The sequence below is a fragment of the Ignavibacteria bacterium genome, from assembly GCA_016873775.1.
Classification (GTDB): domain Bacteria; phylum Bacteroidota; class Ignavibacteria; order UBA10030; family F1-140-MAGs086; genus JAGXRH01.
In genome coordinates, this window is the sequence record VGWC01000017.1 from 1 (window position 1) to 25,112 (window position 25,112).

The window sequence follows — 25,112 nt, forward strand, 5'->3', positions numbered from 1 at the left end:
CAGGAACTCACGGAAAAACAACAACGACTTCGATGACGAGTTTGGTGTTGCTCGAAGGTAATCTTGACCCGACTGTTATTGTCGGCGGAAGATTGCACGGACTTGGCGGAACAAATGCGCGGCTCGGCAAAGGTGAATTTATCGTTGTCGAAGCGGATGAATTTGACCGCTCGTTTCTTTCGATTACGCCGACGATTGCCGTTCTCACAACGCTCGATGTTGACCATCTCGACACGTATCGCGATTTGGAAGATATCAAGCAAGCGTTTATTCAGTTTGCAAACAAAGTTCCGTTTTATGGATTTGTTGTGTTGTGTTTGGATGAGCCGTCGCTGCAAGATATTATGATTCATCTGAAAAAGAAAAAAATCATTACGTACGGTTTAAGTCCGCAAGCAGATTTGCAAGCGGTGGATATAACGCATAAAGAAAATGTTACGAAATTTTCTGTTGTGAAAAGTTGGAACGAAATAGGAACAATCGAAATGCAAACGACGGGAAAACATAATGTGCAAAATGCGCTTGCAGCAATTGCTGTTGGGTTAGAACTCGGAATTCCTTTTGCAAAAGTGAAAGCGGGAATCGAAAAATTTTCCGGCGTGTATCGTCGTTGGGAAAAGAAAGGCGAAGTGAACGGCGTGTTGTTGTTCGATGATTATGCGCATCATCCGACGGAATGTAAAGCAACGCTCGCTGGCGCAAAAGCCGGTTGGCGAAAAAGAATTGTGTGCGTGTTTCAGCCGCATTTGTATTCGCGCACGAGAGATTTTTACGAAGAGTTTGGAAAAGCGTTTTTGCTTTCCGATGTGTTGGTTGTTACCGATGTGTATCCCGCGCGCGAAGAACCGATTCAAGGCGTAACAGGAGAATTGATTACAAACGCCGCGAAACAATATGGACATAAAGACGTTCATTACGTTCCCGACAAAAAAAATCTTCCGTCGCATTTGAAAAACATTGTGAAGAAAAATGATATTGTTGTTACAATGGGCGCAGGCGATGTGTGGAAATATGGAAATGAGTTTTTGGAACAGTTAAAAGTTAAAAAAGAAAAGTGAAAAATTACTGTTGAATTTTCAATAGAACACTGATAACACAGATGAGACGGATACTCACAGATAATTATCATCAGCGAAAATCAGTTCAATCCGTGTCATCTGAGTTCTATTAACTATTCGCACAATGTGAAGTAAAATGTTACGACTCGATGAATTACAAAACAATTTCAAAGGAACGCTTGCGTTGAACGAAATGATGAGTAGACATACATCGTTTTGCATTGGTGGTCCGGCGGATTTGTATGCAGAACCAAACGATAAAAATGATTTGCTTGCGCTGCTCATTTTTTTGCAAGAACAAAATATTCCATTCACAATGCTAGGAAACGGAAGCAATGTTTTGGTGAGCGATAACGGTTTGCGCGGCGTTGTCATCAATTTGGAAAATGGTTTGAACAAAATTTCTTACGAAAATGCGAAGCATCCGCCTCTGGAGGATAATTTTGTTGTTGTGGAATCCGGGGTAATGTTGAATCGCTTTGTTGATTTTTGTATTCAACGTGAACTCAAAGGCGTGGAAATGCTTGCGGGAATTCCGGGAACAATCGGCGGCGCAATTCGAATGAATGCCGGTGCGCATGGTGGAGAAATTTCTGATTGCATTGTTGATGTAGAAGTGATTCGTGACAAAAAATTTCAAACTGTTACGAAAGAAGAAGCGCAGTTTCAATATCGCTCATCTGTGTTTCACCGCGAAGTAATTGTCAGCGCGCGATTTCAACTTCCGCGAGGGAACAAAGAAGAAATGTCAGTTGTGCGAAAAGAAATGTTGAAGAAACGCAACGCAACGCAACCGCTTGATTTTCCGAATTCGGGAAGTGTTTTCAAAAATCCGAAACCACTTTTTGCTGCAAAGTTGATTGAAGAATGTGGATTAAAGGGAATGCGAATCGGTAATGCGGGGATTTCCGAAAAGCACGCTAACTTTATCGTGAATTTGGGAAATGCGAAAGCCGATGATGTTCTTTCTCTGATGAAACTTGCAAAGAAAACTGTGAAGGAAAAATACAACGTTGATATGGAATTGGAAGTGAAGTTGCTCGGTTTTCAAAAAAATTTAGAATAATATTGAATAATGCAGAATCCTATTTTGAAAATAAAAATCAATAAAGACCGATGGATCCTTCTTGGTAAAATATCCGTATGTATGCTGGTATTGATGGGAGTAGGTGTTCTACATTACTATGCGATTCAATGGAGTCAATTGCTCAAAGTTAGAACGATTGTGATTCAGGGGAACGAACAATTACGATTACAAGGACTCTGTTCGCAATTATTTTTACCGAATGATTCTCTGTTATTTTCCTTTCGGCTTGAAAATGTGAAAAACAATGTATTGAAAAATTCATGGGTTCGGTCGGTTCGTATAAAAAGAATATTTCCATCAACATTAGCGATTACAATAATTGAGCGGGTGCCCGTTGCAATGGTGAGCGGAACAAAGACATTTTATGTTGATGCGGACGGAATTATACTTGCTCCGTTGTCGGAATGGATGCGATTTGATTTACCATTGATTTCCTCCGATGCGCAGTTGCGGTCAATGAGTTACAGTACCGAAATTCCTTTTTTACTTCGTCACTCGCTTGCAGTTGCAGTTTTGATGAAACAACGACACCGTGATGTGTATGCGTTGCTCTCGGAAATTCATTCGGATGTTAGCAACAACATTATTCTTTATACGTATGAAAATGGAATACCTGTGCTACTCGGAAAGGGCAACATCGATGAAAAATTATCGAACCTCTCCGCGTTTTGGATTGCATCGCTGAAAAGCATCAATGGAGAACAAATACATTCTCTCGATGCGAGATTTCAGGATAGAATTATTGTGAAGTGGAAGAATACTGAAGGAAGTACGAACAGAAACAGAGTAACAAGTTAATGGCAAAGAACGAACAATTACAACCACCGCTTTTTGTTGGACTTGATATCGGAACAACAAAAATATGCGTTATCATTGCTTCACCTAATGCAAAAGGAGAATTGAATGTTCTTGGCATTGGACAAGCGGATTCTGATGGCGTTACAAAAGGCGAAATCAAAAACCTCGAAAAAGTATCTGTTGCAATTCAAAATGCGCTTACGCTTGCCGAACAACGCGCGGGCGTAAAAATTACTTCCGTCGTTACGGGAATTGCTGGCGAACACGTGCAAAGTTTTCAAAGTCGCGGTGTTATTGCAATTAACAATGCTGAGCAGGAAATCAAACGCGAAGACGTGTTGCGACTATTGAACGATACGCGACGAGTTGCACTTCCCCCGGAGCAAAAAATTCTGCACGTATTTCCTCAAGAATTTATTATTGATGGACAAGGAGGAATTCACGATCCAGTGGGAATGAATGGAATTCGGCTCGAAGCGACAGTGCATGTTGTAACAAGCGCGAACAATGCGATGAAGAATATTGAAAAATGTGTTGAACGAACTGGGATAAAAATTCGCGATATCATATTGCAACAACTTGCATCGAGTTACGCAACGCTTGTGGATGAAGAAAAAGAACTTGGCATTGCGCTTGTGGATATTGGCGGAGGAACAACAGATATCGCTGTGTTTGAAGAGGGTGTGTTGCGTCATAGTGCTTCCATTCCGTACGCGGGAAATCATGTTACACAAGATTTGCGCAAAGGTCTCGGACTTTTACAAGAACAAGCGGAAAAAATAAAGTGCGAATACGGCAATGCGTTTTCAAAAAATATTATTGAAGACGAACCGATTGTGTTGCCGGGAATTGCGGGAAGAAGTCCGATAGAAATTTCCAAAGAAACTATTTGCAGAATTATTCAGCCACGAATGGAAGAAATATTTGAACTTGTTGCCGACGAACTGAAGCGCAATGGATTTGCGAAACGACTTGCGGCGGGGATTGTTCTCACCGGCGGCGGCGCAATGATAAATGGAACTTCGGATTTAGCGCAAACAATGTTTTCTATGCCGGTGAAGTTAGGAATTCCATTCGGATTTTCCGGCGGACTCGTACAAGAAATTGAACATCCGACGTATGCAACATCTGCGGGACTTGCATTGTATGCGTATCGTTATAGAGATAAAATGCACGACGATATTGAAGAAGAACATCCATTGAAAAATATACTGCAGGGTTTGAAGAAATGGTTAAAGCAGATGTAGTTTATTCGTTATTTGGTTCGTTCATTTGTCGGAAAGCACAAACCAATAAACGAACAAGCAAACACAATAAAAGAGTTTTTTAAAAAATATTTTACAAATAATTTAGAGAAAGAAAAGCAAAATGATTGAACTTGAATACAATAATGAACGTGGTGCAAAACTTCGAGTCGTTGGCGTTGGCGGCGGCGGCGGAAATTGCGTCAATAATATGATTGAAAAAGGAATGCGCGGCGTAGAATTTATCACGATGAATACGGATTCGCAAGCGTTGGAAAACAGCAAAGCATCGCGGAAAGTGCAGATTGGAAAATCATTGACTCGCGGACTTGGAGCGGGCGCAGATCCCTCTATTGGACAACGCGCAGCAGAAGAAGACCGTGAAGATATTGCTCGCTCTATCGAAGGTTGCGATATGGTTTTTATTACCGCCGGAATGGGGGGAGGTACGGGAACAGGAGCGGCGCCGGTAATTGCGAATATTGCCAAAAGCGCAGGAGCATTAGTTGTTGCAATAGTAACAAAACCGTTTTCTTCAGAAGGAAAACGAAGAATGTTTCAAGCGGAAACAGGAATTGCGGAATTGAAGAAACATGTTGATACGTTAATTGTTGTTCCCAATCAGAAATTGCTTTCACTTGTTGATAAGACGACCCCATTACGTGAAGCATTGAATCGCGCTAACGATGTTTTGTACAATGCGACGCGAGGAATTTCTGAAGTGATTACTATTCCCGGGTTTATCAATGTGGATTTTGCAGATGTTCGAACAGTGATGAAAGAAAGCGGCGATGCGTTGATGGGAGCAGGAATAGCAACGGGAGAACATCGCGCAATCGAAGCCGCACATGCTGCTATTTCTTCTCCGCTCCTCGATGATATTTCCATTTCCGGCGCGCGCGGGGTATTGATTAACGTTACTGGCGGAAATTCGATGACTCTGATGGAAGTAGATGAAGTTGCAAACGTTATTCATGAATCTACGGGAGATGATGCGAATGTTATTCTCGGCGCTGTAATTGACGAAAATGCAGGGGAAGAATTGCGTGTAACAGTGATTGCAACCGGCTTTAATAAAAAGAATGGTGCGATGAACAAGAAATCCGTTGCAAATTACCTGGAGCCGTTTCCTGTGGGAATATCAGAAAAGAATGCATTGGACGAACCGGCATTTGTTCGGAAAGGAATTGCCGTTTCCGGTGTAACGGTGCTTGATACTTTGCCGCTAACAAAAAATAAAATAGACAAGAGAGATGCAGATAAACCGGCATTTCTGAGGAGAATAATGGATTGAAAGAATGAGTATTGTAATTGTGATAGAGAAGCAATTTTTATTGAAGGAGTTTGCTTCTCTTTTTGTTAAGGATAAATAATTTTAAGAAACCACAGCAAAGTTTTGCAATAAGGTTTTTATTATTATTTTTTGAACAAAACAATAGAAAGAAACCATATCGAAGTTTGTTACAATTCTAATGCCAGAAGTCTCTAAACATTATCCTCCATCGCACGAACATCGCAGACTTGCGGCAATAATGTTCACCGACATCAAGGATTATTCCAAAAAGATGCAGAGTGACGAATCAGCCGCATTGCGAATGCTCGAAATCCATAATCAAATGATGCGGGAAAATATCGCGCGATATGAAGGAACGGTTGTTAAAACCGTTGGCGATGCATTTCTTGTTTCGTTTGATAGTGTTATCAATGCAACGGAATGCGCTGTCGAATGTCAGGAACGGTTTATTGAATACAATAAAGAAAAAGAGGAACATCAAAAAATTGTCATTCGTGTTGGCGTTCATCTCGGAGATATTATTGAGAAAGACAACGATGTATTCGGCGATGGTGTGAATATTGCTTCAAGAATTCAGTCAATGGCAGAGCCCGGCGGAATTAACATTTCGGAAAGCGTTTATCAACAAGTACGAAATAAACTTGACTTACCCTACCTTTCATTAGGCGCTCCCCAACTCAAAAATATAAAAGAAGCCATTAAAATTTATCAAATAATAATTGGCGATGGAAAACAGCGTTCTCCCTTTGCTACGCAATGGCTGATTTTTAAAACGTTGATGAGAAGACGAGAATGGAAAAGAAGATTGGCAATTGGTATTCCACTCGCGCTTCTTTGTTTATTTTTTGGATTGTCTTTTGATAATTATCCCAAGATTCAAAAATTTCGAGCAGATAATCTACCGTGGTTTTATTCATTAAAAAGTGTGGAAGGAAAAGTAGCTGTTTTACCTTTTGAAAATAATTCTAAGTTAGAAGATTACGCTGTTAACGGTATGACAGACGAAGTCATTTCTTCATTAGGTTCTATTAAAGGTTTGTTTATATTAGACCGAAATGCTGTAATCAAATATGACATTAAAGAACTTCCTAAAAATGAGAGAGAACTTCCAGCACTTCCACAAATTGCAGAAGAGCTTGGTGTTCGATACGTTATTAAAGGACTTGTAAGAAATGCTGGTGATAAATTGCGAATCAGTTATGAGGTATATGACAATCAAAAATCAAAAAAAACGGTTGGAAAACTTGATGAAGATTTTTCTGAGGAGAATATACTTGGAGTTCAGGAACGATTAGCCGGTTCTATTGCAAAAGAACTCCGCATCACAGTTACAAAAGAACAACAAGCTGCAATCGCCGCGAAAACCCAAGTGAATTCTAAGGCGTATGATTTTTCATTGCGGGGGTTAGATTATTTACGCAGAAATACGAAACGTGACAACGAATTTGCATTGCAAATGTTTGAAAAAGCAGTCGCGCTTGATACATCGTTTGCTTTGGGTTATGCTGAACTTGCGTATGCGCAATGGCTACACTATAGTTGGTACGGAAGCGGTGGGAAAGACCTTCTCGATCATAGTTTGAAAAATGCACAACGCGCCCAACAATTGAACCCCCAATTGGGTGAAGCATATCGAGTTATCGGTGCAGTCTATTCAATGGCACCGCCGTTAGCATCCAATTACACGGATGATGTGAACGCATTAAACAAAGCGATTGAACTGAACCCGAACGATGCTATTTCCTATTATCTGCTTGGGTCTGTGTATGAAAGAAAAGATTTAAACCAATCACTTTCCTATTACGAACAAGCAATACAACGAAGTCCAAGCAATTCTTTGTTTTATTTAGGAAAAGGAAGAGCGTTGATGAAAAACAAAATGTTGGATTCTGCAATTGCGATTGTGAGAGAAGCAATTGAATATCAACCGGACCAAATTCAGGGATATTTGCAACTGGGTAATTTGTTTATTCAAAAAGAAAATCTTGGTGAAGCGGAAAATTCGTTTCGCAGAGCAATTCAACTTCAACCGGATAATACTGCGGGCTATTTGGGATTAGCAAAAATGTATCGCCAATTGGGAAAATATGAAGATGCATTAACACAATATCAAAGCGCGTTGTTGCGAGATTCAACGAACCGCGAAGTGTACTTTGGATTGGGCGAAAGCAATCTTTCTTTGAGAACACTGAAAGACGCAAGAAAATATTTCGATAGAGTAATTGAAATCGGGCAGTATGATTTCCGCATTGTCAACGATGTTGGACGCGCGTATGAGCGTATTGGTGATTTTGAAACGGCATTGTATTATTTTGACCTTTCCATTGAAAAGAATCCGAATGCACAAGCCGCTGGAGGAGAAATTTCTGTGGATGCACTGGAAAAGAAAGCGCAGATGCTGGTTTCATTAGGACGTTTGGAAGAAGCAGTAACAGCAATGGAAAAAGTTGTTGAACTCAAAAAAGATTTTGCTATTCCATATTCCAATTTGGCATTATTTTTAAATATGGCTCTGCGACCTCAAGAAGCAATCACGGCAATCAAGAAATATCCTCATTATTTGGATGAACCCGATTTACTGATGAAACTAGGAATGAGTTATCGTATGCTTGGTGATATCAATAATTCATTAGTAAGTTACAGTGCCGCAGAAGAATTGTATAAAAAACGCCTGGAAACTGCGCCACGAGACCAAGTCTTACTTTCCTTTGTAACTGAAACGTACTATCATCGAGGGATTTCTTTTGAGAAGGCGGGAAAACAAGCGGATGCATTTAATCAATTTGATAAAGCACTTAAATATTATCAGGATAAATTAAATGACGACCCGGGAAATCTTGAAGTCATTGGATATATCGGAGTCATTAAAGCACGATTAGGCGATAAAAGCGGCGCACTTCAAACAATTCAAAAACTTGAATCGGATGTATCTTCTGACGCGATAGCGAATTATCAAATTGCCGCAGTTTATTCTGTGCAAAATGATATTCCCAACGCCGCAAAATATCTGAGAAAAGGAATTGCGTTAGGTTTTAAAGAATTTGGTTTTATGATGATTGACCCCGATATGGAGAATTTGATTAAATCAAAAGAAGGACAATCGCTATTGAAACAGAAGAAAAAACTTCCAAGTTAATTTTATTTTGAAAAGAAAGGTACGTAATTAAATGATTGAGCATTCACACGTTGACGATATAAACGTGTTGATGAAACGCCGCCGCGAAGAACTCGAAGAACTTAAAAAATTCAATATCAATCCATATCCGTATGAATTTTCTCGTACGGATTTTTCGTCAGATATCCTTGCTTCATTTTCCGATGATGCGCCGAAAAGAAATGTTGCAATCGCCGGAAGAATTATGTCGCTTCGCAGAATGGGGAAAGCATCATTCTGCCACATTCAAGATTCGAAGGGAAAAATTCAAGTTTATTTGAAGAAGGATGATGTTGGAGAAATTTATGATGCGTTCAAACTTCTCGACATTGGTGATATAATTGGAGTAAATGGATTTATCTTTCGAACAAAGATGGGAGAAGTTTCTGTTCACGCAGAAAGTTTTTCTGTTCTCTCAAAATCGTTGCGTCCACTTCCGATTGTAAAAGAAAAAGTTGATGAACAAGGAAACACTGTAACATTCGACGAATTTTCTGACAAAGAACTTCGCTATCGTCAGCGTTATGTTGATTTGATTGTCAATCCTCACGTGCGCGAAGTTTTTTTCAAGCGTGCGCAAATCGTTAAAACGATTCGCAACTTTCTCGATGCACAAGGATTTCTTGAAGTCGAAACTCCAGTTCTTCAACCCTTGTACGGCGGCGCATTTGCTCGTCCGTTCATAACGCATCACAACGCACTCGACACACAATTATATTTGCGAATAGCAGACGAACTCTATTTGAAACGCTTACTTGTTGGCGGAATTGATGGCGTGTACGAAATCTCCAAAGATTTTCGCAACGAAGGAATGGACAGAAACCACAACCCGGAATTTACGATGATGGAAGTGTATGTTCCCTACAAAGATTACGTGTGGATGATGAAAATGGTGGAGAAAATGTTTGCAGAAGTTGCACTTGCAATTAATGGTTCATTGAAATGTAATGTTGATGATAAAGAAATAAATCTCTCTGCTCCGTTTCAACGTTTGACAATGTTTGATTCGATTGAAAAGTACACGGGAAAAAATCTTCGAGGAAAAAATGAAAATGAACTTCGCGCTATCGCAAAAGAACTTCAAGTTGAAGTTGATAAAATTGCATCGAGCGGAACAATTATTGATTCAATTTTTTCTGAAAAAGTTCAGCAGCATTTAATTCAACCGACGTTCATTACGGATTACCCCGTTGAAATGTCACCGCTTGCAAAACGACATCGCACAGAAGAAGGGCTTGTAGAACGATTTGAATTATTCATCAACGCACAAGAAGTGTGCAACGCATTTTCTGAACTCAATGACCCGCTCGACCAACGCTCGCGATTTGAAGAACAAATGAAGCAGCGAGAACGAGGAGATGTTGAAGCGCAAGTTCTCGATGAAGATTTTTTGCGCGCAATGGAATTTGGTATGCCTCCCGCTGCCGGACTCGGAATGGGAATTGACCGATTGACAATGCTTCTTACGAATCAACATTCCATTCGCGATGTGGTTTTGTTTCCGCATATGAAACCGGAAAAGTAAATTCCAAATGACAAAAAACAAATTACAAATAAATTTCAAAATTCAATTTTCGAAAATTATCGTACGGATTTGAAATTTGTTCATTGGAATTTATTTGAAATTTGAAATTTGTTTTTTGGAGTTTTTCTCGAAAACGTTTTCGCTAAGCAAATGCAATTCATTATCGCTCTTCATAATCATCAACCAGTCGGAAACTTCGGTGAAGTTTTTGAAGAAGCGTATGCAAAATCCTACCACCCATTTCTCACAACACTCGAAAAATTTCCCAACGTAAAAGTTTCGCTGCACTATTCCGGAATTCTTCTCGAATGGATTCGGCAATATCGAAAAGAATTTTTTCCGCTTCTCAAAAAAATGATTGAACGCGAACAGGTCGAAATGCTTGGCGGCGGATTTTACGAACCGATTCTTTGTTCTATTCCTAAACGAGATCAAGTTTCTCAAATCAAAAAACTTTCCGCATATCTCAATAATCATTTTGGAGTAACAACGAAAGGCATTTGGCTCACAGAACGAGTTTGGGAACAATCGCTCGTTTCTTCCATCGTGGAAGCGGGAATTGAATTTACAATGCTTGACGACACGCATTTTTTCTACGCAGGATTAGAAGAAAAAAATATGCGAGGATTTTTTCTTACGGAAGATGAAGGAAATGTTTTGAAAATTTTTCCGATGAGTATGCAAATGCGGTATGCGATTCCGTTTCATACGATTGAAAAATTAGAAAATGAGTTGAGAGAAATTGAGAATGAAGTAGTTAGTAGCGAGAAGTCAGTAGTCAGTAGTCAGTTGTCAGTAGATAAAACTACAAACCACAAACCACAAACCACAAACCATAAACTTTCAAACTCGCAACCAGCAACTCGCAATTCGCAACTTTTACTCTACGGTGATGACGGAGAAAAATTCGGTGTATGGCCAAAAACGTACGAACACGTATTTGAGAAAAAGTGGTTAGAACAATTTTTTGAAATGCTCGAAGAAAATTCTTCGTGGTTACAAACGAAAAATTTTTCAGAAACCGTGAATGAAATTACTCCGCTTGGAACTATTTACTTACCGACTGCATCATATTCAGAAATGCTGCATTGGGCATTACCAACACAAGCGTTTGAAGAGTACGAAGATTTTGAGAAACAATTAGAGAAGAAAAAACTATTTGAAAAGAATAAGCGATTTGTGCGCGGTGGATATTGGAAAAATTTTTCGTTCAAATATTCGGAAGTCAATTGGTTGCATAAAAGGATGTTGAATGTTTCCAAACAAATTTCGTTGCAGACAAATCGAAATGATGCAATCCAAAAAGCGGAAGAGCACTTACATTCAGCGCAATGCAATGATGTGTATTGGCACGGAGTTTTTGGCGGATTGTATTTACCATGGCTTCGCCGTCCGATTTTTCAGAATTTGATTGCTGCAGAAAAAATTATTTCCAACAATGAAAATAAAATTTCTGAAATTGATTTGGACATAGACGGCGAAAAAGAAATTTGTGTTTCGACTCCATCGCTCAACCTTTTTTTGAAACCATCACTCGGAGGAGAAATTGCAGAAATAGATTTCAAGCCGATTGCACATAATTTGAGTGATGTGGTTACGAGAAGGAGAGAAGGTTATCATCGAAAAGTTTTTATTGCAAAGAAGGAAATTGAAAATGAAGTTGCAACGATTCACGATTCGGTAAAAACGAAAGAGGAGGGAATTGAACAGTATTTAGTTGAAGATAAATTTCGACGAATATCATTACTCGACCATTTTTTTGACGCGAAGATTTCGTTAGAAAATATTCGACAACAGAATTGGAAAACGATTTCAAACTTTGCGGAAGAACAGTATTCTTCTTCAATTCAAGAAACGGAAAATCAATTTCAAATTTCTTTACAGCGAAACGGAAATATTGTTCAACGTAAAAAAGAAATTCCAGTTCGGTTGCAAAAAAATATTTCAGTCCTCAAATCAAATGCGGAACTTGAAATTGTTTATAGCATAGTAAGTGAAGAAAAATTTTCTAACATTTATTTCGGCAGCGAATGGAATCTTACTCTTTCTGCAGGCGATGCCGATGATAGATATTTTCTCATCAATAATTCAAAACCGAAAAATTTTCATTTGCGAAGCGAAGGAATAAGTGAAAATGTTTCTTCACTGAAAATGATTGATGAATGGCTGAATATCGAAGTTGAATTTGTTTTCGATGAAGCAACAACGCTATGGCGATTCCCTGTTGAAACGGTTTCGCTTTCGGAAGATGGTTTTGAGCGCGTGTATCAAGGTTCGTGCTTACTACCGTTGTGGAATTTAAAAGGCATGAAGCATTTTGAAACATCGTATAGATTTTCAATTAGAAAATTCAAGTGAAACAACATTTTACTTTGCTTCTGTCATTGATTTCGATGAATAATATTTCGTTCTCTATTTCTGATTCTACCCAAACAGAAACTCAACAAATCAATTCAACACGCGTTGCATTGGTTTGCCTTGCAGCTTCTGGATTTATTGCGGCTGGACATTTTCAAAATTACGATGCGTGGTGGAAGGGAAACAGAAACGGATTTCGATTTGTATCTGGGAAAAAAGATGATGGAGAAAAGTACCGTAACGCGGATAAATTCGGTCACAACTATTATTCGTTTTTAGTGAGTGACGTAATTGGAAATGCTTTTGTTTGGTCGGGAATTGAAAAACGCAACGCATTTTTTTATGGTGGAACAATCGCGTGTTTATTTCAATCGTATGTAGAAGTGGAAGATGGAACGCATCCCGAATTAGGATTTTCGTTTGGTGATGCGGTTGCGAACATAACCGGTTCGTATTTTCCCTTATTGCAGAATGAATACCCGTTATTCAAAAATTTTACATTTAAGTACAGTATAATTGATGCAGGAAATGTGGAAAAAGGTTTGAATAGAACATTGATTGACGATTACGAAAGTCAATACTTTTGGTTGAGTGCGAAAATTCCCAAAATGATTTTTGGTTCGGAAAATTTTTTTGCAAGGTTTTTCAATGTTGCAGTTGGCTATAGTGTGAAAGGAATTCATCCGCCGATTCATCGAGAAGCGGAATGGTATGTTGCGCTCGATTACGATTTTGAAGCAATTCCAATTGAAGGAAGTTTTGCGCGTTCTTTTTTTCACGTGTTGAATTATTTTCATTTTCCCTCGCCGATGATTCGCGTTATGCCAAAGTTTATTTCGTATGGATTGCGATGGTAAAATTTTCCATTATCATTCCGACGCTCAATGAAGAAAAACTTCTTGAGAAATTGCTTTCTCAAATTACTGATGAAATCAAAAGTACATTTCAGTTGGAAATAATTGTTAGCGACGGTGGAAGTACGGATAGCACGATTTCTATTGCAAAAAAATATTCGGATGTAATTGTTCAAAAAGAAATAATCGAAAACGAAAATATTGCAATCGGAAGAAATCGCGGAGCAAAAATTGCGAACGGAGAAATTCTTGTTTTCTTAAATGCGGATACGCAATTTCAAAATGCAAAAGAGTTTTTTCGGGAAGTGATTTTTATTTTTGAAAAACAAAATATCGTTGGAATTACTTGTAGCGTGTATGTTGTGCCGAAGGAAGAACTCTTCGGTGATAGGATCATTCATTTTGTTATCAATCATTGGTTTTGGTTCTTGAATCTCGTTGGAATCGGAATGGGACGTGGTGAATGTCACGTTGTGAAGAAAGAAATTTTTCAACAACTTCATGGTTATAACGAACGAATGTCGGCGGGAGAAGATTTTGAATTTTTCACTCGACTAAAAAATAAAGGAGAACTAAAATTTTTGAGAAATATTGTTGTGTATGAATCTCCGCGTCGTTACAGAAAATACGGATATATGAAAGTATTATTTCAATGGTTTTTGAACGCAATGTATGGTGTACTATTTCGAAAGTCATATTCTACAAAGTGGGGAATAATTCGATGAAAAATACTTTCGCTTGGAAAACATATTTTTTTATATTTGAACCGAATTCAAAAATAAGTGCATTTTTTTTACAAAATAGATATTTCTAAAAACCAGAGGAGTCCTCATCTGTGAGAAAACGTTTTTCTCTATATACATTAATTGCTGTAACGATTGCATCCATACTTTTTGGAGCAGTGCTACAAACTGTTATTTCTGAAGATAATATATATCAGCAAGTTCGCAAGTTTTCTGAAATATTGAGTAATGCGCAGAAAAATTATGTAGATAATGTTGATACGGAACAATTGGTCGAAAGCGCAATCAATGGAATGTTGGAAACGCTTGACCCTCATTCGATTTATATCCCCGCCAAACAAATGCAAAAGGTTACTGAAGATTTTCAAGGTTCATTTGAAGGTATAGGAATTGAGTTCGATATTATCAATGATACGCTTACGGTTATATCGCCAATTCCTGGCGGTCCAAGCGAAGCATTGGGAATTCAAGCGGGAGATAAAATCATAAAGATTGATACTTCTAATGCAATTGGAATAAAACGTGATGATGTACCAAAAAAATTACGAGGGAAAAAAGGAACGAAAGTAAAAGTTGAAATTTTACGTTTAGAAGAAAGCAAATTATTGGAATATGAAATCATCCGCGACAAAATTCCTATTTATACTGTTGATGTTGCGTTTATGGTGAATAGCGAAATAGGATACATAAGCGTTAATAGATTTGCCGCAACCACGTATGAGGAGTTTGCGCAAGCGTTAACAACACTGAAAGAAGCGGGAATGAAAAAATTGATTTTGGATTTGCGGAACAATCCCGGAGGTTATCTTGACCAAGCGTTTCAGATGGCGGATGAATTTTTACCTGCGGGAAAGAAAATTGTGTACACAAAAGGGAGACAACCACAATTTAACGAAGAATATTCTTCCGATGGTAAAGGAAAATTTCAAACTATCCCGCTCGTTGTTTTGGTAAATCAGGGTTCTGCATCGGCGAGCGAAATTGTTTCCGGCGCAGTGCAGGATTGGGATAGAGGATTGATTGTCGGCGAAACCACGTTTGGAAAAGGATTAGTGCAGCGTCAATTTCCGTTACCTGATGGTTCAGCATTTCGGTTGACGACTGCGCGGTACTATACCCCTTCCGGAAGATTGATACAGCGTCCGTATGGGAGCGACCACACGGCCTACAGAAAAGAAGTAGCCGTAAGAGAAGAATCTGAAGGAGAAAATCTCGAACATTCAAACGAAGCCGATTCTACAAAGCCAAAATTCACAACAGCAGGAGGACGAACGGTTTTTGGCGGAGGTGGAATTACACCGGATTTTGTTATTAAAGCAGAAAAGTTGCAAAAATATACCGCACAACTACGCGGACGGTCTGTATTTCTGGAGTTTGCTAACAGATATATGGACAGGAATGGAACTTCCATACGCGCAAAGTATGAGAAAAAACTCGAAGTATATTTTAAGGAATTTACTATAACTCAAGAAATGGTTGATGAATTATTGGGAATAGCAAAAACAAAAAATATTGAAATGAATGAATCCGAATTTCAGAAAGACATTTCATACATCAAAGCATCAATGAAATCGCAAATTGGTCGAATGATGTTTGGTAATCAAGGTTGGTATCCAATTTTATTGAACGAAGATAATCAGTTTCTCAAGTCAAAAACACTTTTCCCGGAAGCAGAAAAATTGGCGCATTTCCGGTAATCACCGTGCGAAAAAATTCGTTACAACGATACACGATTTTAGTTGCAGTTGTATTATTATCGTTCTTCTATAATCTCTTTTCTGCACCGACGCCGATAGAAAGCGGGAACGTTGTTTTTTATGAAGGTGAAAACTTGCTATACAATGTTCGTTACGGATTTATTGATTTAGGCACCGTAAGAATGAAAACGTTCGGCAAATTTGTTAAAAACGGGAAAACACTTTGGAAGGTATGTTCATACATTGATTCGTACCAAGGTGTGCCATTTGTTGACCTACACGTCATTTACGAAAGCCATATAGACGAAAGCGGTTATCCATCGCAATTTACTGCACGAACGTTTGACGATGGCAAATGGTATTATACTGTTTATGATTTTGACCAGACGCAACACAAGATATTTGTAACGATTGGCACGGGAACGAAAGACGTAATGAAAAGCGCAACGTATCGCGATACGGTAGCGGTAAATAAAAAATATCAAGATGGTCTTTCGATATTTTATTATGCGCGTCAAAAATCCGGCTTAAATATGTTTGAAGTTATTCCAACATATCAGAACGAAAAAGTATCCACAACGGATTTACAATTCTCAAGTTCAGTTTCGTTGACAGAATTGGACGCAGTGGATTACCCAGTTTCGATACATTATTTAGAAGGGAAAGCAAATTTTATCGGTATCTTCGGACTAACGGGCGGTTTCCGTGGATGGTTTTCCAGCGACGATGCACGTGTTCCGATATTAGCAAAACTGAATGTATTGTTAGGGAGTGTAACATTTGAATTGATTGAGTGGAAACGTGGAACGTGGACTCCGCCGCATAGTTTTGACGAATAAAAAAGAATAAATTGCTAATACCGTATAAAAATATTTTACCGAATGTTCATCCAACAGTCTATATTGCTGAAGGAGCAAAAATTATTGGAGACGTTGTTATCGGAAAAAATTCCAGTATTTGGTTTAATGCCGTTGTACGCGGAGACGTGAACTATATTCGTATCGGTGAAAACACGAACATTCAAGATGGGTGTTTGTTGCACGTTCGCAATAATAAGTATCCGTTGGTACTTGGTTCCAATGTAACGTTAGGTCACGGAGTAATCGCCCATGGATGTATGATAGAAAACTATTGTTTATTAGGAATGGGTGTTATTGTTTTGGATAACGCTCGCATTGGTTCTTATTCGCTTATTGCCGCGGGAACAGTTGTCAAAGAACATCAAATAATTCCGGAAGGTATGTTGGTTGCAGGGATTCCTGCAAAAATACTTCGTCCCCTTTCAGAGGAGGAAAAACATTCATTAGAACAAAGCGCAGAAAATTATGTTCAATATGTACGCAACTATCGAGAAGCAAATTAGAGAGTTAAAAAAATCGGTATGAAGATAACATTTTGGGGAACTCGAGGTTCGATACCTTCTCCCGGATTACATACCGTTCGCTATGGAGGAAATACGCCGTGCATTGAAATCCGTTTGGACGATAATTCCCTTATCATTCTTGATGCAGGAACGGGAATTCGTATGTTAGGAGATAAATTATTAGCCGAAGGAAACCCCATAAACGCGGCACTGTTAATAACGCATCAGCATTGGGACCATATACAGGGATTGCCATTTTTCAAACCCGCATTTATTGGTGGGAATAAGTTTATGGTAATCGGTTCAAGTGTGCGTGGTATTTCATTGAAGCGCGCACTTTCCAATCAAACAAAACGAATGTATTTTCCTGTTCGACTGAAAGAGATGGAAGCAACATTTACTTTTCGTTCTGTCAAAGAAGAACAATTTGAAGTTTTTGGGGCAACGGTAAATACGATTTACGTGAACCATCCGGTATTTGCTCTCGGTTATCGTATTCATCACCGAGGATGTTCCGTAGTATATATCAGTGATAATGAGCCTGTGGATAGTCAAACCATTGCACAGATGAGTTCCAAACGTTCTATTATCCAAAGTTACATCAATCACGGAAACGATTTGAATCAGAAACTTTATGATTTTTGCCGCGGTGCAGATTTGTTAATCCACGATTCGTTTTTTACTCCCGATGAATATGTTCAACACATCGGATGGGGACATTCACATTATCTTTTTACTTTACAAGTTGCGCGGGAAGCAAAAGTAAAACATTGTGTATTTTTTCACCATCATCCTGAACGCAAAGACGAGGAAATTGATGATATGGTTCAGATATGTAAGCGTGAAATAGAGCGAACGAATATTGCGATGGAATGTTCCGCGGCAATAGAAGGTCAAACAATTGTACTTTGAATTGTTTCAATGAACAAGAAACACAGCGGAAGGATTGAAATTTTTCATCAACATCGCTGGCTTCGGTTTAAAAAAGTTATTGCTCAAGAAATAGTGCATAGTGTTATCCACTGTGAACGATATGCGCTTCAAGAAGTGAACGTAATTTTTGTTGACGATGCATTTATGAAAAAACTTCACAAAGAATATTTTGATTTGTCTATCGGAACAGATGTGATAAGTTTTAGGTTTAATAGTGGCAAACAAATAGAAGGTGAAATATATATTTGTCTCGATACAGCGCAGAAACAAGCGAAACAATATTTCCAAACATACACGCAAGAAGTTTCGCGGCTTCTCATTCACGGAACACTTCACCTTCTTGGTTACGACGACACAACAGTGGCGACACACAAAAAAATGACACAAAAAGAAAATTTTTATTTACAAAATATACTCTTGTAAATTCATAACGATGTACGATAAAATTGTTGAAATACTCATTTATCTCCTTTTAGAAATAAAAGAAAAGCAAAGTCTGAACGACCTTGATTTATCCAAACTCGAAGAGAGCGGGTACTCGCCGATAGAAATAAGCGCAGCACTGAGTTGGTTATTTGAAAAAATGCGATTTAATGAAACCAAACTTCCATTGCAAACAACCGCAGATTCTTCCCGTTCATTTCGGATATTTCACGACGTAGAAAAACTTGCTATTGACGCGAAAGCGCGCGGATTTCTTATGCAATTGCGCGAACTCAATCTTGTTACCGAAATTGAACTGGAATACATTATTGAACGTATAATGCTCAGCGGATATTCACACGCAAACATTGAAGATGTGAAAGCAATTGTCTCTTCAGTGTTTTTTGAAATGAAAGACCCTTCATTATACGGCGCAAGTAATAAGATTTTCGATAGCGGAACAATTCATTAACACAAAAAGGCAACTATGGCGAAAGCCGCACAATCTCTTGTCATCGTCGAATCTCCTTCGAAAGCAAAAACCATTTCCAAATATTTAGGCGCAGGTTATACTGTTGAAGCAACTGTTGGACACGTGCGCGATTTACCGAAAAGCAAACTCGGCGTTGATGTCGAAAACAACTACGAATGCGAATACGTTACAATCAAAGGCAAAGGCGAAGTTCTTAAAAAACTTCGTGCGAAAGCAAAAGATGCAACATCGGTTTATCTTGCAACTGACCCAGATCGAGAAGGAGAAGCAATTGCATGGCATATCGTAAAAGAAGTTTTCGGAAATGATGGAAAAGGCAAAACGTTTCGCGTACTTTTTCACGAGATAACGCCGCGTGGAATTGCCGAAGCAATGAAACATCCGCTCAAAATCAATGACAAACTTGTTGATTCGCAACAAGCGCGGAGAGTGATGGATAGAATTCTTGGATACAAAGTTTCGCCGTATTTATGGAAACGCGTGTACTATGGATTATCTGCAGGCAGAGTTCAATCGGTTGCATTGCGCTTGATTTGCGAGCGTGAAGAAGAGATTCAAGCATTTGCGGCAACGGAATATTGGTCAATTGTTGGTGAGTTTTCGCATACATCGTCAGAATCGTTTTTTGCAAAACTTTTTAAAATTCATAAAAAAGAAATTATTGTTCCAGAAAAGGACTATCTGAATGAATTACGGAAAAAAGGAACATTGCATCAGTACACGTGGATAGAAAATGAATCAGCAGCAATAGAGTTAATGAACGATATACGGCAACATCATTTTTCCGTTTCCGATATTCAGAAGAAAATATCGAAGCGTAATCCATCGCCGCCGTTTATTACGAGTACAATGCAACAAGAAGCCGCTTCCAAACTTCGTTTTTCCGCGAAGAAAACAATGATGGTTGCGCAGCAATTATACGAAGGAATTGAATTGGGAGAAGAAGGAACTGTAGGCTTGATTACGTATATGCGAACGGATTCGACACGATTGAGCGAAGATATTGTATCGGAACTTCGCGAGTATATTTTTCGAACGTACGGAAAAGAATATATCCCCGAAGAACCGCTTGCGTATAAAAAAAAGAAATCATCGCAAGATGCTCACGAAGCAATTCGCCCGACAATGCTGAAACATTCTCCGAAAGCAATAAAAAAATTTCTTACCCCGCAACAATATTCGTTATACGAATTGATTTGGAGTCGTTTCGTTGCGTGTCAAATGAGCCCCGCTACATTAGAAACAACTACTGCATTGATAGAAGGCGGTCCTTATTTGTTTAAAGCAACCGCGTCGCAATATGTATTCCGCGGATTTTTACAGGCGTATGATGATGCGGAAGAAGAAATAATAACGGATGAAGACTCTGAACTGGTCAAGAAAAAAATTCCATTGTCATTGCAAGTGTATCAAAATGTTTTTGTCGAACAACTTATTCCGCATCAGCATTTCACAAAGCCGCCTGCTCGCTATTCTGAAAGCACATTGGTAAAAGAATTGGAATCTCTTGGTATTGGAAGACCAAGCACGTATGCGTCAATTGTGAGTACTGTTCAGGAACGCGGATACGTGGAACAGCGAGAACGTCGTTTGTTTCCCACATCATTAGGTATTGATGTGAACAAAATCCTTGTGCATAATTTTCCCGATATTTTTAACGTTCAGTTCACTGCGACGATGGAAGAAGAATTGGAAACCATTGCTACAGGAAAACAGAAATACAAAAAAGTACTGGACGATTTTTATGTTCCTTTTGTACGATCTTTGGAACAAGCGGAACAACGCGAGCATGCTCTTCCGCACGAACATCAAACAGAAGCCGCTGGACAATTGTGCGAAAAATGCGGAAAGCCAATGATTGAACGTTGGGGACGTAACGGAAAATTTCTTGCTTGTTCGGGATATCCGGAATGTAAAAGTACAAAGCCATTGAAAAGGGAAGTGGAAGAAATTGCAAAACCTACGGGCGTAGTGTGTGAAAAATGCGGAAGTGAAATGGTGTTTAAACTGAGCAAGTTTGGAAAATTTCTCGGATGTTCAAATTATCCCGAATGTAAAAATATTAAACCGATTACGTTGGGAATAAAATGTCCAACATGTAGCGAAGGCGATGTTCTTGAACGAAAATCGAAACGAGGGAAAGCGTTTTACGGATGTTCCCGGTATCCCGATTGTGATTTTGTGAGTTGGGATAAACCGGTAAATATGCCGTGCGATGTGTGCAACAATAAATTTATTGTAAAAAAATATTCTCAAAAGCGCGGAGAATATTTCCAATGTCCTAATTGCAAAGCGGAAATATCGAAAGAAGTTCAGGAAATAGCAGTAAACTGATTTTCACCGATGGAACAGTATGTAGAAAATTTTTTGCAATATCTTCGTTCGCGATGTTTTTCGCCGCATACAGTTGAAGCGTATGAAACGGATATCCGTCAGTTTGTATCGTTCTTAAAAAAATATTTTGAACAAGAATTCGTTGCATTAGAACAAATTGACGTAGCGACAATTCGTCATTTTCTTGGTTATTTATTCGAACAGAATTTTCAAAAAAAAAGTATCAATCGGAAACTTTCTTCTGTGCGGTCGTTGTTTCACTATTTACTCAAAGAAAAAATTTACACGCAAAATCCTGCGTTGCGAATTTCAAACGCAAAAAAAGAAAAACGGTTGCCATCGTTTCTTTCTGAGGATGAAGCGGAGAAGTTAATGGATGTGCCGGATACTTCGTCAGTCGCTGGTTCACGCGATTCAGCAATTCTTGAATTGTTGTACAGCACAGGAATACGTCGTGCTGAATTGATTGGATTAAATTTGAGCGATGTGGATTATATTGGGAATTGTGTTCGCGTTATGGGGAAAAGAAATAAACAGCGCATTGTTCCGTGTGGAAACATCGCATTGAAAAAATTGAAACATTATTGTTCAATTCGGCAAGAATTATTTACCGAACAAACAACGGATGATGATAGAGATGCAATATTTCTCTCGAAAAACGGAAAGCGGTTTTTACCTTGGACATTGACGCTATTAGTGAAAGCATATATCAAACAAGTTTCTGATGTTTCAAAAAAAAGCCCGCATACGTTGCGTCATACTTTTGCAACGCATTTGCTTAATCGCGGCGCGGATTTGCGTTCCGTCAAGGAAATGCTTGGTCACGAACAACTTTCGACGACACAAATTTATACGCATCTTACGCCGGAACGATTGAAAAAAATGTATGAACAAGCGCATCCGAGAGCATAAAAAATTTTATTCACTAACAAGAAAGATATAACTAAAGAACTTATGGATATTCATATAACATCAAGAAAAATAAAAATTGGTTCGCTCTTGAAAGAGCATGCACATTCGGAAATAGAAAAATTTGAACATTTGTTTGAACACATTCAACGTTGTGATGTTATTTTTAGTAAAGATGGTCAAGCCCCAAATACCAATGTGGCAGAGATTGTTCTCCACGCGAATGGACATTTTCTCACATCGAAAGAGCAAACGGAAGATTTTCGAAAATCACTTGATATAGCAGCCGAAAAAGTATTTCATCAATTAAGTACGTATAAATCGAAACTAACATCGCGCAAGAAATCCAAAGTTGCGCGTACGCGTAAAGCACTTTCGTAAAATCATTACCGTCTTGGACAATTTTAAGCAAAACGAAACGCCCAAAAAAAGTATCACCGTCGAATATTTGTACGAAACCATCAAACATCGCGTTCATTTGGAGCAACTGAATGGCACGACAGGTTTCTCTGCTGTAATTACAGATAAAAATATTCATCGTCCGGGACTTGCGCTTGCGGGATATGTTGATTTATTTACGTATGATCGCGTTCAGGTTGTTGGAAATACGGAAGTTCGGTACTTACAATCGTTGCCCAACGAGAGAGCAAAAGATTCATTTGAAGGAATCATTCAATTTCCGATTCCTTGTATTATCGTTACGAACAATAATGAATTGTGCAGCGAACTTATTCAAAGTGCAACGGAAAAAAATATCGCACTGTTTCGCACACCGTTTGAAACGACGAAACTTATTTATTTTGTAAGCGATTTTCTTGATGACCAGTTTGCACCGCAATCTACTATTCACGGTTCGTTGGTAGATGTGTACGGTGTCGGACTTTTGTTAACAGGAAAATCTGGAATTGGGAAAAGTGAAATTGCATTGGATTTGGTGGAACGCGGTCATCGTCTTGTTGCGGATGATGTCGTTACGATAACGCGCAAAGGAGAAAGCATTCTGATGGGTGCGGGAACAAATCTTGTAAAACATTTTATGGAAATACGCGGTCTCGGTTTGATTGACGTTCGAAGTATGTTCGGCATTCGCGCAATACGTTTTCAAAAGCGTGTGGAAATTATTGTTGAACTTGAAGAACGCAATTCTGAAAATGATTACACAAGAACGGGTTTAAGTTCTGCCGTGAGGGAACTTTTGGGCGTTGAAGTGCAAACTGTTAAACTTCCAATTTTTCCGGGTAAAAATGTAACCGTTATTTGCGAAGTGATAGCACTGAACTATCTACTAAAACACTATGGCTATGATGCTGCAAAAGAATTTTCAAAACGACTTGAACACGTTATCAGTGAAAAATCGCAACATCGCAAAACGGAAGAAATGAGAGTTGTTGACTATTTTGAACACGATTTTGAATAAATTCTTTAAAAATGAAATTTTGTTCATTTTCAAAATTTATTAAAATAACACTTGACACGAATGTGTTTTTTCTTTAAATTTTCGCCGCAAAAAAGTATACTACGATGAAACACTTATACACAAAACTACTCCGGATGTGCGAGCTACTCAGAAAACGGATTTTCGTCTATTCGGATGAAACATCGAACTTTCGCGAAGTGAACAAAGCCTATGTAAAACTTTTTGGAATTGTTCTTTCCTCGCTATTGCTTGGAGCGATGGGAACGATGGTAATTGTGCTTGTATTCTCTTCTGTGTCGTTGGATTCAGTTCTTGTGCAAAACGAAAATACTATACTGAAAAACCAACTTCAACGGATGGAAATCGAAGTTGAAAAAATGAAAACCGAACTTGGACATATTTCATTGCAAGGAAACAAACTTCGAATGTTAGTGGATTTACCCGTTGTTGATAAATCAATAGCAAAAGCAGGAACAGGAGGAACGGAAGATGTATTCTCTAATGTAACTTCAGAAACGAGCAATACATTCAGTTCGGCAATATCAAAACTTACCTCACTTCAAAGAGAAATACGTATACAACAACAAAGTTTTAAGCAAATAAAAGAGAAAGCAGAATTCAATAAAAAATTTTTCGACTGTTTACCATCGTTGAAACCGATGGAAGGTTATTATTCGCCTACTGGATTTGGAAACAGAATGCATCCGGTTCTTGGGTTATATAAAACGCACGTTGGACTTGATATCATCGGAAATGTTGGAACACCGATTTATGCCGCAGGAGATGGCGTTATCGAATTTTCCGGGCGAAATACGGGCGGATATGGTTTGATGATAGAAATAAATCATGGTTTCGGATATAAAACGTTATACGCACATTGTTCAAAAGTATTCGTAAAAGAAGGAGCGAGAGTGAAGCGAGGCGATATTATTGCAAAGAGTGGAAAATCCGGTTTAGTTTCAGGTCCGCACCTTCATTATGAAGTAAGTTACAACGGAGTAAAACAAAATCCCGTGGATTTCTTTTTTGATGATATTCATCTATCAACATTTAAAAATCGCCGCATTGCACAAAAATAACAAAGAGAAAATAAAATTATAACTCCGTATGATATGGACTATGGAACTTGCAGCGTATCTTGACGATGCGCCGTGGCCAGCAACAAAAGATGAACTCATCGAATACTCTGAACGAATTGGCGCACCGAGAGAAGTAGTTGAGAATTTGCAAGAACTCGAAGATAGTGAAGAAGTCTATGAAGGCATTGAGGACGTTTGGCACGATATTCCTTCGCAAGAGGATTTCTTTTTTGAAGATGACGAAGATAACGAGTATTAATTGTTTAACATAGAAATCTGTTTCTGATAATTTCAATAGCCCGGCTTTTGTTTGCTGGGCTTTTTCATTTTCTTTTTCCTGTGAAAAATT

At 38.6% G+C, this 25,112-nt stretch carries 22 protein-coding genes; all 22 read left to right on the forward strand.

Features of this window, described 5'->3' with window-relative positions; genetic code table 11:
* A partial coding sequence (murC, locus tag FJ218_04055; GenBank protein MBM4166078.1) for a UDP-N-acetylmuramate--L-alanine ligase occupies positions 1–1,058 on the forward strand: 1,058 nt, incomplete at its 5' end.
* Between the two features lie 136 nt (positions 1,059–1,194).
* A complete protein-coding gene (gene murB, locus FJ218_04060; GenBank protein ID MBM4166079.1) occupies positions 1,195–2,124 on the forward strand; it encodes a UDP-N-acetylmuramate dehydrogenase in 930 nt (309 codons plus the stop codon).
* Positions 2,125–2,133: 9 nt separating this feature from the next.
* Complete coding sequence (locus FJ218_04065) at positions 2,134–2,943, forward strand: FtsQ-type POTRA domain-containing protein (protein MBM4166080.1); 810 nt, start codon at positions 2,134–2,136, stop codon at positions 2,941–2,943.
* Positions 2,943–4,190, forward strand: a complete 1,248-nt coding sequence (ftsA, locus tag FJ218_04070; protein MBM4166081.1) for a cell division protein FtsA — start codon at positions 2,943–2,945, stop codon at positions 4,188–4,190. The genes FJ218_04065 and ftsA overlap by 1 nt, the downstream gene beginning before the upstream one ends.
* A 121-nt stretch (positions 4,191–4,311) precedes the next feature.
* On the forward strand, positions 4,312–5,481 hold the full coding sequence (gene ftsZ / locus FJ218_04075; GenBank protein ID MBM4166082.1) for a cell division protein FtsZ: 1,170 nt from the start codon (positions 4,312–4,314) through the stop codon (positions 5,479–5,481).
* Between the two features lie 178 nt (positions 5,482–5,659).
* Positions 5,660–8,617 carry a tetratricopeptide repeat protein gene (locus FJ218_04080; GenBank protein ID MBM4166083.1) on the forward strand — a complete coding sequence of 986 codons (2,958 nt, stop codon included), beginning with the start codon at positions 5,660–5,662 and terminating at the stop codon, positions 8,615–8,617.
* A 31-nt stretch (positions 8,618–8,648) separates the two neighbouring features.
* Entirely contained in the window at positions 8,649–10,160 is a 1,512-nt protein-coding gene (lysS, locus tag FJ218_04085) for a lysine--tRNA ligase (protein MBM4166084.1), read from the forward strand.
* A gap of 150 nt (positions 10,161–10,310) precedes the next feature.
* Positions 10,311–12,518: a DUF1926 domain-containing protein gene (locus FJ218_04090; GenBank protein MBM4166085.1), complete on the forward strand. Its 2,208-nt coding sequence runs from the start codon at positions 10,311–10,313 to the stop codon at positions 12,516–12,518.
* A complete protein-coding gene (locus FJ218_04095) occupies positions 12,515–13,375 on the forward strand; it encodes a DUF2279 domain-containing protein (protein ID MBM4166086.1) in 861 nt (286 codons plus the stop codon). Before FJ218_04090 ends, FJ218_04095 begins: the two co-directional genes overlap by 4 nt.
* Positions 13,369–14,097 carry a glycosyltransferase gene (locus FJ218_04100; protein ID MBM4166087.1) on the forward strand — a complete coding sequence of 243 codons (729 nt, stop codon included), beginning with the start codon at positions 13,369–13,371 and terminating at the stop codon, positions 14,095–14,097. Before FJ218_04095 ends, FJ218_04100 begins: the two co-directional genes overlap by 7 nt.
* Positions 14,098–14,207: 110 nt before the next feature.
* Positions 14,208–15,812, forward strand: coding sequence for a S41 family peptidase (locus FJ218_04105; GenBank protein ID MBM4166088.1), 1,605 nt, complete (start codon positions 14,208–14,210; stop codon positions 15,810–15,812).
* Positions 15,794–16,651: a DUF3108 domain-containing protein gene (locus FJ218_04110; GenBank protein MBM4166089.1), complete on the forward strand. Its 858-nt coding sequence runs from the start codon at positions 15,794–15,796 to the stop codon at positions 16,649–16,651. Before FJ218_04105 ends, FJ218_04110 begins: the two co-directional genes overlap by 19 nt.
* Positions 16,648–17,175, forward strand: a complete 528-nt coding sequence (locus FJ218_04115) for a gamma carbonic anhydrase family protein (protein MBM4166090.1) — start codon at positions 16,648–16,650, stop codon at positions 17,173–17,175. The genes FJ218_04110 and FJ218_04115 overlap by 4 nt, the downstream gene beginning before the upstream one ends.
* 18 nt (positions 17,176–17,193) lie before the next feature.
* Positions 17,194–18,087: an MBL fold metallo-hydrolase gene (locus FJ218_04120; protein ID MBM4166091.1), complete on the forward strand. Its 894-nt coding sequence runs from the start codon at positions 17,194–17,196 to the stop codon at positions 18,085–18,087.
* A gap of 9 nt (positions 18,088–18,096) precedes the next feature.
* A complete protein-coding gene (gene ybeY, locus FJ218_04125; GenBank protein MBM4166092.1) occupies positions 18,097–18,531 on the forward strand; it encodes an rRNA maturation RNase YbeY in 435 nt (144 codons plus the stop codon).
* A 10-nt stretch (positions 18,532–18,541) separates the two neighbouring features.
* The gene (locus FJ218_04130; GenBank protein ID MBM4166093.1) at positions 18,542–19,003 is read left to right on the forward strand and encodes a DUF494 domain-containing protein; all 462 of its coding nucleotides are present in this window, start codon (positions 18,542–18,544) and stop codon (positions 19,001–19,003) included.
* Between the two features lie 15 nt (positions 19,004–19,018).
* The gene (gene topA / locus FJ218_04135) at positions 19,019–21,358 is read left to right on the forward strand and encodes a type I DNA topoisomerase (protein MBM4166094.1); all 2,340 of its coding nucleotides are present in this window, start codon (positions 19,019–19,021) and stop codon (positions 21,356–21,358) included.
* 9 nt (positions 21,359–21,367) lie between these two features.
* Positions 21,368–22,270 carry a tyrosine recombinase XerC gene (locus FJ218_04140; protein ID MBM4166095.1) on the forward strand — a complete coding sequence of 301 codons (903 nt, stop codon included), beginning with the start codon at positions 21,368–21,370 and terminating at the stop codon, positions 22,268–22,270.
* Between the two features lie 42 nt (positions 22,271–22,312).
* Positions 22,313–22,648, forward strand: a complete 336-nt coding sequence (gene raiA, locus FJ218_04145) for a ribosome-associated translation inhibitor RaiA (protein ID MBM4166096.1) — start codon at positions 22,313–22,315, stop codon at positions 22,646–22,648.
* 13 nt (positions 22,649–22,661) lie between these two features.
* Positions 22,662–23,684 (forward strand): HPr kinase/phosphorylase, encoded by a 1,023-nt coding sequence (locus FJ218_04150; protein MBM4166097.1) that lies wholly within the window; start codon positions 22,662–22,664, stop codon positions 23,682–23,684.
* A gap of 104 nt (positions 23,685–23,788) precedes the next feature.
* Entirely contained in the window at positions 23,789–24,763 is a 975-nt protein-coding gene (locus FJ218_04155; protein ID MBM4166098.1) for a M23 family metallopeptidase, read from the forward strand.
* A gap of 28 nt (positions 24,764–24,791) precedes the next feature.
* Positions 24,792–25,022 (forward strand): DUF2795 domain-containing protein, encoded by a 231-nt coding sequence (locus tag FJ218_04160; GenBank protein MBM4166099.1) that lies wholly within the window; start codon positions 24,792–24,794, stop codon positions 25,020–25,022.
* Positions 25,023–25,112 lie beyond the last annotated feature (90 nt).

What these genes read in the sequence shown, in the direction of transcription:
- murB (MBM4166079.1), top strand. Translation starts at nt 1,195, where the DNA reads ATGTTACGACTCGATGAATTACAAAACAATTTCAAAGGAACGCTTGCG.
- FJ218_04065 (MBM4166080.1), top strand. Translation starts at nt 2,134, where the DNA reads ATGCAGAATCCTATTTTGAAAATAAAAATCAATAAAGACCGATGGATC.
- ftsA (MBM4166081.1), top strand. Translation starts at nt 2,943, where the DNA reads ATGGCAAAGAACGAACAATTACAACCACCGCTTTTTGTTGGACTTGAT.
- ftsZ (MBM4166082.1), top strand. Translation starts at nt 4,312, where the DNA reads ATGATTGAACTTGAATACAATAATGAACGTGGTGCAAAACTTCGAGTC.
- FJ218_04080 (MBM4166083.1), top strand. Translation starts at nt 5,660, where the DNA reads ATGCCAGAAGTCTCTAAACATTATCCTCCATCGCACGAACATCGCAGA.
- lysS (MBM4166084.1), top strand. Translation starts at nt 8,649, where the DNA reads ATGATTGAGCATTCACACGTTGACGATATAAACGTGTTGATGAAACGC.
- FJ218_04090 (MBM4166085.1), top strand. Translation starts at nt 10,311, where the DNA reads ATGCAATTCATTATCGCTCTTCATAATCATCAACCAGTCGGAAACTTC.
- FJ218_04100 (MBM4166087.1), top strand. Translation starts at nt 13,369, where the DNA reads ATGGTAAAATTTTCCATTATCATTCCGACGCTCAATGAAGAAAAACTT.
- FJ218_04120 (MBM4166091.1), top strand. Translation starts at nt 17,194, where the DNA reads ATGAAGATAACATTTTGGGGAACTCGAGGTTCGATACCTTCTCCCGGA.
- ybeY (MBM4166092.1), top strand. Translation starts at nt 18,097, where the DNA reads ATGAACAAGAAACACAGCGGAAGGATTGAAATTTTTCATCAACATCGC.
- FJ218_04130 (MBM4166093.1), top strand. Translation starts at nt 18,542, where the DNA reads ATGTACGATAAAATTGTTGAAATACTCATTTATCTCCTTTTAGAAATA.
- topA (MBM4166094.1), top strand. Translation starts at nt 19,019, where the DNA reads ATGGCGAAAGCCGCACAATCTCTTGTCATCGTCGAATCTCCTTCGAAA.
- FJ218_04140 (MBM4166095.1), top strand. Translation starts at nt 21,368, where the DNA reads ATGGAACAGTATGTAGAAAATTTTTTGCAATATCTTCGTTCGCGATGT.
- raiA (MBM4166096.1), top strand. Translation starts at nt 22,313, where the DNA reads ATGGATATTCATATAACATCAAGAAAAATAAAAATTGGTTCGCTCTTG.
- FJ218_04155 (MBM4166098.1), top strand. Translation starts at nt 23,789, where the DNA reads ATGAAACACTTATACACAAAACTACTCCGGATGTGCGAGCTACTCAGA.
- FJ218_04160 (MBM4166099.1), top strand. Translation starts at nt 24,792, where the DNA reads ATGATATGGACTATGGAACTTGCAGCGTATCTTGACGATGCGCCGTGG.